Source organism: Psychrobacter sp. APC 3279 (assembly GCF_030407795.1).
In the GTDB taxonomy this organism is placed as follows: Bacteria; Pseudomonadota; Gammaproteobacteria; order Pseudomonadales; family Moraxellaceae; genus Psychrobacter.
Genome location: NZ_JASDCR010000004.1, coordinates 126,302 through 139,444, shown reverse-complemented (window position 1 = coordinate 139,444; position 13,143 = coordinate 126,302). Strand labels below are relative to the sequence as shown.

Here is a 13,143-nt window from a genome sequence, read left to right as displayed (position 1 = left end):
ATTTAGTTATTGATATATAAATTATTCGTATATTGCCATATTTTATGGTTCTATATTCGAAAAACCCCTTTACCGCTTAATAATCGATACTGAAATAAAAGTATTGAGTGATGTAAAATATTAATCATGAAAACTCCTACAGCATCCAATCCACGTAAAATCATTCATATAGATATGGATGCGTTTTATGCCAGTGTAGAACAACGTGACTTCCCAGAGTTACGGGGCAAGCCATTAGTTGTTGGTGGAGATCCAAATGGTCGCGGTGTTGTAGCAGCGGCTAGCTATGAGGTACGTCAGTTTGGAGTGCGCTCAGCTATGTCTTGTTATGAGGCTCGCAAACGTTGTCCAGAAGTCATATTTGTCAGACCACGTTTTGAAGTATATCGAGCTGTTAGCAGCGATATTCGCAATATCATGTACAGCTTAACGCCTCATGTTGAGCCATTATCGCTAGATGAGGCTTATCTTGATGTCACTGGTCTCACGGTACATAAAGGCTCAGCGACATTGATGGCCAATTGGTTAAGAACACAAATATTGCAACATACAGGATTGACTGCTTCTGCTGGCGTGTCCTTCAACAAAATGTTGGCCAAGATTGCCTCTGACATCAATAAGCCTAACGGCACCGCTATTATCACACCAGAAGACGCTGATGCTTTTATCAGCACACTACCTATTGAACGATTTCACGGAATAGGTAAAGCAACGGCAAGACGATTACATGCGATGGGCGTGACTAACGGTGCTGATCTACGCCGTATGTCAGCCGAAGTATTGATTAATGAGTTTGGTAAGCGAGGACAGTTTTATCATGATATCGCTCATGGTCGCGATGAACGCGCTGTCAAGTCTGAGCGCCTGCATAAGTCTGTTGGTTCGGAGACTACTTTTAGAGAAAACCTAAACGATGACACGGCGTTACGTGTACAAATCTATGAACAAAATGCGGATGCCTTCGCGCAACTGCACAAAAAAAATCTCGTCGCTCATACTATAACGCTCAAGGTTAAGTATGCTGACTTTACTCAGATTACCCGTACACACACGCTAACCACCGCTTTTAGTAGTGCTGAATCTGCTCATTACTGGTTAGACAAGTTATTCTTAGATATTCCGCGCCAGCTCCCTATCCGATTAGTCGGGGTCACTTTTTCGTCATTGACACCTGCAGCTCAACTATTGCCTCAATTAAATTTATTTGAGTAAAATAAACAAAGACTAACGTAATAAACATGAGAACAGTTAAAAACTATTACTTTTGCTTAGGCTATTCAAATATATTTTGTGCACTTTGGCTACTTAGTAAAGCAACCTTTTATAGCAGTATTTCTGCTACAATTATGCCAAAATTTCTATCCATTTAAAGACTGATTATGACCAACGCTCACACTGCATCTTCCGATTCTAATGCCCCGCTTGATACCGATAACAATAGTGACGTCTTAGATTATCTAAGCGTGGAAGATTACGACTATGACCTACCAGATCGTTTGATTGCGCGATATCCATTAGCGCAGCGTTCTGCTTCAAAACTTTTGTACTTGCCTGCTCACACTGACACAAATGCTACGCCTGTAGAAGACTGTTTGTTTTCTGAGTTGCCTGATTTATTAGATGCTGGAGACCTGATTGTATTTAATGATACAAAGGTGATGAAGGCACGCCTATTTGGTCAAAAAGATACTGGCGGTAAACTTGAGGTTTTGATTGAGCGATTGGTTACTGTCTCAGACTTAGATATAACGACACTGCATTTAGAAGATTCAAATAATGAATCAGTCAACCAAGAACATATTGCTCTTTGCCATGTAAAAGCCAGTAAAGCACTAAAACTTGGTCAACGTTTTCAACTGGCCGATGGTCATATGAGTGGCGCGATGATTGGTCGTCAGGACAACTTGTTTATTTTAGCCTTTGATGCACCAATTTTGCCTGATTTAGAACTTTACGGTGAGCTACCTATCCCGCCCTACTTTGAACGTCATGCTGACGATACTGATAATACTCGTTATCAAACGGTTTTTCATGATCCCGCTAAGCTTGCAAGCGTCGCTGCACCGACAGCAAGTTTGCATTTCGATGACTTGGTGCTTAATAAGTTGGCAGACAAAGGCGTTAATACTGCTTTTGTGACATTGCATGTTGGCGCTGGTACCTTTGCGCCAGTCAAAACAGACAACCTGCTCAATCATACTATGCACAGTGAGTATGCACATCTGCCACAAGCAACTGCTGAGCTGATTAATCAAACGCACGCAAATGGTAATAAGGTCATCGCGATTGGTACCACGGTGACTCGCGTCCTTGAAACGGCGTATCAAAAAACAGCTATCAATGGGCAAGCACTTTCTAGTTGGTCAGGGGACACGGACATTTTTATTTATCCAGGGTTTAAATTCGGTGTCATTGATCGACTGTTAACAAACTTTCATTTACCCAAATCGACGTTGCTAATGTTGGTATCAGCTTTTTCTGGCAAAGCATCGATTGAACATGCCTATCAACATGCTATTGAAAAAGAATATCGATTCTTTAGCTATGGCGATGCTATGTTACTTGATAAGAAAACAAGCTGAACATTAAATAAACATTTATGCATTGGACGCAACAGTTGTGAAATAAACTGGTAAACTAAACCGTACTTTGTTATAACAGCAAAGATAACTTATTTTGTAAAGGACTGCTCATGTCTTGTCATTTATCTCGTCGCTTGACTCCTGTACATCGCGCGGTATCGATGGCATTACTTTATTCTGTAAGTTTGGTCGCTATTATTCCAAGCGCGCAAGCGGTAACTATCGGTAAGACAGTCGTTAGTTCAGATCAGCATGAACCGTTGAGCGCAAGTATCATGGTTACCGACATACGAGCGGCTGACTTTTCAGCGAGCTTGGCCAATCCAGTTATCTATCAACAGATGGGATTGACGCCGACTGATTCAATGCAGGTGCGCTTTCAAGCAACTTCAGCAACCAGCGGTCAGGTATTAATCAGCACATCGCAGCCCGTGTCCAAACCTTTTGCCGATTTGGTGTTATCGATCAATGATAATGGGCAGCAAAATGTCGTACCAAAAACATTATTAATGCCGTTAAACGATAGTTTACCGATTAATAATGCTTCCAAGAACAGTGTAAAAGGCACTCAAAAACTCAATTTACCAAGTGTTTCTGCAAGCGCTGCAAAACCGTTAACCGTAAGAAAAGGTGCACCGCCGCCACTAATATCGGTATCTAACGCTGCTGCAAATAAACCAGCTCTAGCAAACATAGCAGCAGTTGATTCTTCCATTTCCAGATCATTGTCTAACATACAAGCTCCGACAGTGACAGCTACTTCGCGGAATAGCAACCTTACTTACGTGCCTAGTCGTCTTGATAATGGGCGTTTAAATAGCGACTCTAATATAAAAAATACTATCAGTAATGCAAAGAATACTGATAACGGACTTAGTTCAGCGAACCGTTTAGATAGCAGTTCCTTAAATGTAAATAACAATCCTGAAACTAAGAAAGTTAGTGCCAATGATAGCGCTAAGGCAAGCATTAAAAATACTCCAATCTTAGATAAAGTATTGATTGATAAACCACTCGACACTCTAAATATTCAAGTCACACGGCAGATACAACCGAGTCGTAAAAAAACAGACGCTGACGCCTCACCCGTACCTAATCTGATTCCTAGCATCATAGCAAGCAATACTGAGAACAACGATACTAGCGTTTTGGCAGCTTCTATTGGCAGTGCAACGTCGAAAACCCCTAAGAGCGCTATCAATAATGCGTCTTCAAATGATAGAGCAACAGATAGTACGACAGTTAATCAATACCAAGTACAACGTAACGATAGCCTATGGATTATTGCTCAGCAGATAGCGCAAGAAAATAACCTAGATACTTCCATCGTGATGAAGCAAATTCAGTCACAAAACCCCGATGCCTTTATCAATAAAGACGCAGATCAATTAAAAGCAGATGCTAAGCTTATTTTACCTAGTTACGATGTCATACCATCACAGAAAAATCTAGAAGCGGCCATCGATGCACAAAGACAGTATATTCGCAGAGCAAATACAGCGGCGATGCAAAAAACAGCTCAGAGACCTTTTAAAAAACCTTCTATAAGTACGCAAGCGGTCAAACGCCCTGAAAAAGCCACGACAACTAAAACACAGACTTTATCAAAAGCACAATTTTCTGTGCTTGCGCCCGGGCGAGATGGCAATGCAGATGGTACTCAAGCAAAAGCGGCATCAAACTCAGGGAATGGTTTGAGCACAGATATATTAGAGACACTCAAAGCATCACGGCAACAAGCAGCATCACAGGCCCAACGTTTATCAAGTACGAGTAGCACTCTTAGTAGCTACACTAAAAAAATTCAATTACAAAATCAAAAATTGGCTGAGCTGCAGGCTCGTCTCGAAAAACTACGTAATCAATAACTGCCTAACTGACTCATACATTAGATTGTGATCAAAGGCGTAGGAATAACTATGGACAATATGCTATATATCATCGCCGGATTGGCGCTTATTCTGTTAGTGGCTGCTTTATTCTTGCGCAAAAACAAGGCGCAGAAATCGTCAGCAGCATCGCCTATTAATTCAAGAAAAAATACATCTACTCCATCACAAAAAGTAGATTATGGTACTCCTACCCATACTAATGTCAGCAATAGTCATAAATTTGACCATATTACTATTGCACAGCGTTTTATTGATCAACAGCGCTATGACAAGGCGATCGAAACCATTAACCGTGGTTTAAGTGAGAAACCTCATGACAGTGCATTGTCTCTTAAGTTACTCAGCATATATGCGACGATAAATCAGCCAGAAGATTTCAACCATGTTTATGAGTCTATAAAAACTCATAATGATAGTCAGACTATCGCTCAAGCAAATGAGATAAGAAATCTATTTTTCAATGAATTAGAACCTGTCGCTGCGCAAACACTGGCAACGGACAATGCCAATGATGATTTTGGCGGTATTAATTTTGATCTGCCTATTAGTCAGAATGATAATACGAATGCAGTAGATCATCAGCCAATTGAAGAAAATAATAACGATACTGCAGTAAACGAGACTGCAATAAATGAACCTATCGACAGCTTAGAGTTATCAGACAAAGTCGGCAATGTTAGTTCTATTACCGAAAATCCGAATGATAGCTTTGATCTGACCCTCAGCGATTTAGAGAATGATTTCGCTGCGCCTAAGATAACAAGTGAAACGCCTGTCACACCATTGGACAATGTAGATAACGACGTTTTAGAGAGTTCTGCTAACGATAATGTTAGTAATAACGAAGATAACGATCTTAGTGACTTTGAGTTTGACTTTGATTCATTTGATGATACTTCGAATGAATCATCTATAGACACTAACCTCTCACATAATGATAATGAGAAAGCAGTACTAGAAGAAGATTTTATCTTAGACTTCGATAATTTAGCAGCCGATTCAGACAAAGACAATGTCGTCACTAATGACGTATCTACGAATTCAGAACAACACTCTGTTGATACTATCCAAAGCGGTGAAGATGACTTTACCTTATCTTTGGGCAGTCTAGATACATTAGATGATATCGATACTATTTCCAATGATGACCTATCTACGACTGAAAACGACAATGATTTCGACAATTTTATTCTAGAAAATACTGACTTTGGAAGTAATGCTTCTGAGAGTATGACCTTTGAAGAAGACAACTTTGCAAATATTAATCTCGAAGAACCATTACTCAATGATGATATCGAGGTTAATGATGTTGAAGAATCTAATATCACACCTGCTGCACCATTGAGGTTTGATGACAATACACTGATACACGACGACTTTAATATCGATGATGCTGATTCTCTATTTGACGCTCCGTCGACTACTACCCCAGTCTCTACAGCTGCACCAGTTGAGAGCGACACTCCTGTCATGCCTCAAGAAACTGAATCAGCAGAAGATTTTTCATCACGTTTCGCAGCAGACTTTGATTTCGTAAAGTCGTTAGACAGTAATCAAGTGACATTAGACTTGGCAGATCAATATCTGCAACTGGGTGAATATGACAGTGCAAAGCGTCTACTCAATGAGGTGATAGCTCAAGGTAATAGTGAACAGAAACAGCAAGCACAGTTACTACTTGAGCGTACTGCGTAGTTAATAGTCTAGTCTCTTATCAGCAAGTACTTCCTAATCAAGGGATGCTTGCTGATTTTTTTGCATTTAACTCTAATACTATCTATTATTGAACCCTTTAGCCATCGTTGCTCAATTCTCCAGCACCTCTTTTCTTACATACTTGTTTACTGTGTTGATACTATGTCATCTTCTGTTATGCTCAAAAATCTATCCGATCCTATTCAACTGATTTATGCTGGTGGTACCTTTGGTAGCTATGGCAGACCTTTAGCGCCATTATCAGCAGAAGTGTTTTTGCCTACTCTACAAAAACTTTTATCTGCTCAAGACAGTACGAATAACTTACCGACAGTCTCATGGTTAGAAAACACCCTGATCAAAGACAGCAGCCAACTTACTCCTAGCGACTTTACCCATTTCTATCAACTACTCCTGAATGCTTATGCCAAAGGTGATAGACGCTTTGTACTCATTACTGGCACGGATACGTTGAGTTACTTAGGCGCATTTTTAGCAGAAGCGTTTGCAGGTAGTGATATTTGTATTGTTCTGACTGCAAGTATGCGCCCATTATTAGACAGTGAGATATTGCATTCCTATAACATCGATGAACATAGCGATGCTTGGGGCAATCTCAACGACTCATTAAAACTAGCCGCTGCTGGTGAGTCAGGCGTGAAGATTAGTTTTGGCGGCGAATCATGGCCTGCTCAAACGGTACAGAAAATTCACAGTCATGATCTGATGGCATTTACTGGTCATTCTCGCGCCGCTTATCCAGCCAATAGCTATATAAAAAATCTACCTGACACGCGTAGGCAACATTGGCTTGATGACCAACAAGACTTGCTATCCAGTATTAAAACACGTGCTGAATACGCGAGTGTTCATGCGCTATACTGTCTACCTAACGATGTTTCGATGATAAACAACCAGCTACAAGCTTTATTGTCGCAGCCACCATGTGGCATTATTCTATTAGGATTTGGCGCCGGTAACATCCCTTATTCAGCTGCACTAGCAGAGACACTGAGCCTTGCTCATGAGCGTGGACATATGGTGATATCAGCCAGTCAATGCCCGTTTGGCGGCGTCAGCGATAGTTATGCGGCAGGCAGTTGGCAGTACGAGCATCATGTCATTGCTGGTGGTCGTTTGACCATACCTGCTATTTATGCCCGATTACTATGGTTGCTACTTCGCTATGATAGTCCTGCAAGACGTAGACAGCGTTGGTTGAATAATGTCAATCAAACTGGCACTAGCATCAAAAAGCGATAAGCGACTTTTAATTAATTCCAATTTTATAAGTTTAGAAACCCTAATGTCTGAGACTGAAATTATCGAAACTGAATCAACCTACACTTTAGCGATTGCTATTGAGTTCTTAGGAACTCATTATCATGGCTGGCAACGGCAACGAGAGGTTTTGGGTGTACAAGAAGCCTTAGAGACAGCTATCGGCAAAGTTGCCAATGAGCCTGTAGAAGTCATCGCAGCTGGGCGTACTGACGCCAGCGTCCATGCGAGCAATATGATTGCCCATTTTACGACTCATGCGTATCGCCCAACTCATAACTGGTTACGCGGTGTGAACAGCCTACTTCCCGATGATATTGCTCTACGCTGGATACAACCCATGCCAGCTGATTTTCACGCGCGTTTTGGTGCTATTGCTCGTCGCTATCGTTATATTACGCTCAACCAAGCACAGCGTCCTGCCATACTAAATCATCAATTGACTCATATCTATGAACCGCTTGATTTAGAAGCCATGCAGCAAGCAGCAGCTGATATCGTCGGTACACATGATTTTAGCAGTTACCGTGCTGCGGCCTGTCAATCCAATCAACCGGTGCGCACGATTAGCCATGCAAACCTTTTTGCTCATGGTCAATTTATCGTATTTGATATACAAGCAGATGGGTTTTTACATCATATGGTTCGCAATTTGATGGGCACACTATATGCCATTGGTAGACATGAGCTAGAGCCAGCAGATTTTTTGAAGATTTTGCATAAAAAAGATCGGACGATTGCACCACCTACCGCTTCAGGTGATGGATTGTATTTTATCAATGCCTATTATCCTGAACGTTTCCAAAGTTTATTGCCAGATGCGCCATTAACGCCTGTCTGGTTAAATCTACCTGATTAAGCGTTATGGTTTGGCATACATATCACTTACATGCTGTCAAGCCAAAAGCAGGTTCGTATTGCTTTAATCCGCTAACTTACGTATAATATGGGCTTATTTTTTAATTGATTGATACAAATTATGGCAAAAGACGATATTATTGAATTTGAAGGCGAAGTCATTGATACCCTTCCTAATACTTTGTTCAAAGTTCGTTTAGAAAACGGGCACGAAATCATCGCGCATATCTCTGGTAAGATGCGTAAGCATTATATTCGTATCTTGACAGGTGATAAGGTTAAAGTTGAAATGACACCTTATGACCTATCTAAAGGCCGTATCACCTACCGTGGTAAAAACTAAATACTGACTGACCAATATGGTTATGAAAGTATTAGCATTGGTAAGATACAGCCAATAGCCGAATAGCTACGTTATCGCTGATAGCTGATATGACGCTTGGGTAGTGAAACTGATAATAATAATGAAAATGCTAATCTGCTCATTATTGCCTATCAATATTTTAGTTATTTAGTATTGACTGTTTCTACTTACCATAAAAAATACCGCTAGATTTTAGCGGTATTTTTTTGTCCGTTTTTTATGACTTAGTACTATCGTATTTAACTAAATTCAACAGTTGCGCCGTTTTTTATGACTCCGAGCAAACTAAGCGCATCCCAGTTGGTCAAACGAACACAGCCTGCTGATGCTTGACGACTGATACGAGCAGGATCGGGTGACCCATGAATGCCATAAGTTGGTTTACTAAGTCCAATCCATACTGAGCCTACTGGATTGTTAGGACCTGGTGGAATGATAGACTTACTACCGTCATCGGCCGTATAAGTATAGTTGGGCTCGTGCACCTTTACTTTGACAGTATGCGTACCTGTTGGTGATGGTGTCGCTGTACTGCCCACTGTCGTCGGATAGCTAGCGATCAAATTGTTGTTCTCATCATAAGCGTAAAGTGTCTCAGTAGCCTTATCAGCAACGACGCGATGCACAGGCTTGGTATTAGGATTACCAGGGTTATATACCGTGATAATTTCACCGGCAGTAAAACTGGCATCAGGATTAAGCGATTTTAAATATTTCTCACTAATATGAAACTTCTCTGCCAACGCCTCAGTAAGACTTTCGTAGTACATTCCCTCAAGCTTGGATTTGGCAACAGAATCAGTAGGTATGGTTGTGGTTTTGACATTCACGTCTGCTTCAGTAAGCTGATAACTGACTAGCACTGGTTGAGTTGTGAGCTTCTCATTCTTGGTCAGCGCTTGCCACGTCTCATTGTTTAACGTATCGGTTACGTCTAAACCATTTGCTTTTTGGAACGCCTGCATGGCTTTGCGAGTATTTTTGCCCCAGTAGCCATCAACAGGCCCTACTCCGTTGTGATGCCAGTTTAATAGAGCCTGCAGCTTTGTTCCTACGTTACGATCAATATCTGCATCTGCCGTCCAAGTGACATTGTTTACTTTTTTCGAATTGTCAGATAGGTTCTCAGTTGTGTATTTAATAATAGGCAGTAGCTTATTCAATGAAGTCGCAGCTTTACTATCTCCTGTTAATTTTTGACTTACGCCATTAGTCACTGGACTGACTTCTGCCGGAGCCTTGACGCTATTATTTGCGTTCACACTATCCGTTGTCTCTGCTGCAATGCTTTGCCCCATTAATAGTAAGCTAGAGAGACTAATCACTGTTAATGCTTTACTGATTCTTGTTAATTGATACATGTAATACTCCTCATTTAAGAAATTCTATTTTTATTTTCAGTTTTCAAATACTACAGTTTTTTGGATTTTTAGAACTTACCTTTGGCATCTAGATTTTGGATATTTTACTTTTGCTAAAAGCGAAATATTTTAGCTCCTTTATAAGCTACTAATATTGTCATATTACCTTGTGAGCATATAACAGCTTTGTGTTAAAAGGAGCTTTGTTGTACAGCGTCTCTGTTAATACGATACTTATAGATAAGCTTTACTAACAGATAAACAATAAAAAACCCATAAGCCACTTGGTAGCTTATGGGTATATAGCACGCAAAATGAGACTGTGGAAAATGCTATATAGGAATAGCCTTTAAACGCAAGTTAACTTATATCAGTTTGGCCAAAACCGCTTGACCCATTTCTTTACAGCCTACCTGCTTAAGTCCAGCTTCGCTGCTATCTAAAATATCTAGCGTACGTAAACCATCATCAAGCACATCACTAACTGCCTGTTCAATTGCTTGTGCCGCATCTTCCTGTTTAAAGGTATAACGCAGCATCATAGCAACAGATAAGATAGTCGCTAATGGGTTGGCTTTATCTTGTCCTGCGATATCAGGTGCTGAACCATGACACGGCTCATACATGCCCTTACCTGACTCATCTAAGCTCGCTGATGGCAACATCCCGATAGAGCCTGTCAACATCGCAGCTTCATCAGATAGGATATCGCCAAACATGTTTCCCGTCACCATGACATCGAACTGCTTAGGATCTTTAATCAACTGCATGCAAGCGTTGTCAGCATACATATGTGATAACGCCACATCACTATAGTCAGCTTGCTGCATCTCGATCATCGTCTGTTTCCACAGCTCGGTAACTTCTAATACATTGGCTTTATCAACTGAACATACCTTAGCTGCTGTGCCTGCTGCTTGCGCACGCGTTTTTGCTAATTCAAAGGCAACTTTACCAATACGCTGAATCTCACTTGTACTATACACCATCGTGTTATAGCCCTGCTGCTCACCGTTTTCTAATGTGCGAATACCACGAGGCTCACCGAAATAGATACCGCCTGTCAGCTCACGAACGATCAATAGATCTAAACCTGAAATAATTTCAGGTTTGATACTTGAGGCATTAGCCAACTGTGGATAGAGCTTGGCTACGCGTAGATTAGCAAATAAACCAAGCTCGCCGCGGATTTTCAATAGACCGCGCTCAGGGCGTTTACTACGCTCGATTGCATCCCATTTAGGACCACCAACTGCACCTAGCAATACGGCATCTGCGGCGCGAGCACGGGCCAATGTCTCATCTGGCAAAGGCTCACCAGTTGCATCAATAGCCACACCGCCAATCAATCCAGACTCAAGCGTCAAATCAAGTGAAAACTTATCATTGACAGCTTTGAGTACGTCAATGGCTTGGGTCATAATTTCAGGGCCAATACCATCACCCGCTAATGTTAAAATCGTTGCCATACTGATCCTTTTGGAATGTTTTTATTGGTTGGTTATATTTTTGAGCTTTTTATACTCATATTTTATGCTGCCATTTTTTTGGCTTTGGGTGCTGATGTTACTGCTTTGACCATACCCGCCTCTACAAACTCGCCTTGATGCTCAGCGTCTAGTTGCTTGCAGAATCGGCGCTGTACTTGAGTACCTTGCAATAGCTCAATACATAAAGGCTCAGGTGATGCTGTGTCTAATAGACTGCCTGATTTTTCGGTGTTCTTTTTTTGATAAGCGCGCAACTGATAAGTACCTGCTTCAGTAAAGTCATGAATCATCGCGAAACGCTCAACATAGCCCATGTTATTCTCTGGATAAAAATTCACATGTACCTCGTGTTTGGCAGGCATGACCCGTGCATAATAGTTGGTCAATCCTGGCATACTCGAAGGCGCTAACGGCACAACTTTTATGGCATTTTTATTGACCAGTGGTGTCATATCCATATTCATCGATGTTTTTGCCATACCTTCTTGACGTGGTAAGGTTGTCATAATCTGAGGACTGATTGGCTCATGACTGTTGGGCGCAATAATGAGCGTTTTATCTATCTGCACAATTTCGCAATGATATGTACCCACACAGGCAATATTTACTTCACCAGCGATAGGTTTAATTTTACCTACCCATGCCTCGGCACTCTCTGCTTCATCTATTTTTTGATAGCCTGTCAATAGCTGACAGCCTGACAATAATAAGCTTGCAGCAACAATTGTACTTGTCCATAGAGCATAACGTTTTGTATTCATAATGGCGGCTACTATTCAAGAGAGATAATAAAATGTAGTGAAAAACTATTCTTCATTTTAGACAGTTCACCGCCATAACTCAACGCTGCGTTGCGACTACTCATATTTTATTAGCAGTAGATTATAGAATAGACCTCTACGCTCGTACGTCGTTAAATATCCACGGTGTTTTTTGCATCATTTTTTGCTCATAATCTTTGATAGCATCGCTTTGCTGCAAGGTTAGACCAATGTCATCAAGTCCGTTTAACAGACAATGCTTGCGAAAAGCGTCTACTTCAAAGGCATACTCTTCACCAGTTGGCGTAATAACGACCTGACGCTCAAGATCTGCGGTCAACTCATAGCCTTCGTTATCGAAAGTCGCTTTCATTAACGTGTCTACAATCGCTTCATCCAACACAATCGGTAACATACCGTTTTTAAAGCAATTATTGTAGAAAATATCTGCAAAACTAGGCGCAATTACCGTACGGAAACCATACTCTGATAACGCCCAAGGTGCATGCTCACGACTAGAGCCACAACCAAAGTTTCTACGTGCTAGCAAGATAGTAGCACCTTGATAACGTGGTTTGTTTAATACAAATTCTGGATTGATGACTCGTGTACTGTTGTCTTGACCAGGGTAGCCTTCGTCAAGATAGCGCCAATCGTCAAATAGATTTACGCCAAAACCTGTACGTTTAATAGACTTTAAAAACTGTTTTGCGATAATTTGGTCGGTATCGACGTTTGCGCGATCTAACGGGCAAACGATACCTGTTTGGGTGTTATAAGCTTGCATAAAATTTCCTATCAATTATATTTTTGCTGGCTGATGATCTTGATAAGCATGTTAAATAGTAAATAAGTTTTT

General features: G+C 41.0%; 11 protein-coding genes. 7 read left to right on the top strand and 4 right to left on the bottom strand.

Translation table 11 applies throughout. The annotated features are described in order from the left end of the window. Positions 1-126 precede the first annotated feature (126 nt). From dinB to infA, 7 genes are all read left to right on the top strand, one after another. Entirely contained in the window at positions 127-1,212 is a 1,086-nt protein-coding gene (dinB, locus tag QL898_RS03215) for a DNA polymerase IV (protein WP_290175772.1), read from the top strand. 167 nt (positions 1,213-1,379) lie between these two features. Further along, the gene (queA, locus tag QL898_RS03210; RefSeq protein ID WP_290175771.1) at positions 1,380-2,582 is read left to right on the top strand and encodes a tRNA preQ1(34) S-adenosylmethionine ribosyltransferase-isomerase QueA; all 1,203 of its coding nucleotides are present in this window, start codon (positions 1,380-1,382) and stop codon (positions 2,580-2,582) included. Between the two features lie 110 nt (positions 2,583-2,692). Next, on the top strand, positions 2,693-4,450 hold the full coding sequence (locus QL898_RS03205) for a peptigoglycan-binding protein LysM (RefSeq protein WP_290175770.1): 1,758 nt from the start codon (positions 2,693-2,695) through the stop codon (positions 4,448-4,450). Between the two features lie 51 nt (positions 4,451-4,501). Beyond that, entirely contained in the window at positions 4,502-6,169 is a 1,668-nt protein-coding gene (locus tag QL898_RS03200) for a FimV/HubP family polar landmark protein (protein ID WP_290175769.1), read from the top strand. A gap of 162 nt (positions 6,170-6,331) precedes the next feature. Further along, positions 6,332-7,432, top strand: a complete 1,101-nt coding sequence (locus QL898_RS03195; protein ID WP_290175768.1) for an asparaginase — start codon at positions 6,332-6,334, stop codon at positions 7,430-7,432. A gap of 43 nt (positions 7,433-7,475) precedes the next feature. Continuing rightward, on the top strand, positions 7,476-8,309 hold the full coding sequence (gene truA / locus QL898_RS03190) for a tRNA pseudouridine(38-40) synthase TruA (RefSeq protein ID WP_290175767.1): 834 nt from the start codon (positions 7,476-7,478) through the stop codon (positions 8,307-8,309). Between the two features lie 120 nt (positions 8,310-8,429). Next, entirely contained in the window at positions 8,430-8,651 is a 222-nt protein-coding gene (infA, locus tag QL898_RS03185) for a translation initiation factor IF-1 (protein WP_021814850.1), read from the top strand. Between the two features lie 260 nt (positions 8,652-8,911). Here infA and QL898_RS03180 read toward each other — a convergent pair whose 3' ends face one another. The 4 genes from QL898_RS03180 to leuD form a co-directional block, all read right to left on the bottom strand. Next, entirely contained in the window at positions 8,912-10,033 is a 1,122-nt protein-coding gene (locus QL898_RS03180; protein WP_290175766.1) for a L,D-transpeptidase family protein, read from the bottom strand. Positions 10,034-10,398: 365 nt separating this feature from the next. Further along, on the bottom strand, positions 10,399-11,502 hold the full coding sequence (gene leuB / locus QL898_RS03175; RefSeq protein ID WP_057759326.1) for a 3-isopropylmalate dehydrogenase: 1,104 nt from the start codon (positions 11,500-11,502) through the stop codon (positions 10,399-10,401). Between the two features lie 62 nt (positions 11,503-11,564). Beyond that, on the bottom strand, positions 11,565-12,284 hold the full coding sequence (locus QL898_RS03170; RefSeq protein WP_290175765.1) for a hypothetical protein: 720 nt from the start codon (positions 12,282-12,284) through the stop codon (positions 11,565-11,567). A gap of 136 nt (positions 12,285-12,420) precedes the next feature. Next, positions 12,421-13,071, bottom strand: coding sequence for a 3-isopropylmalate dehydratase small subunit (leuD, locus tag QL898_RS03165; protein WP_290175764.1), 651 nt, complete (start codon positions 13,069-13,071; stop codon positions 12,421-12,423). Between the last annotated feature and the right edge of the window lie 72 nt (positions 13,072-13,143).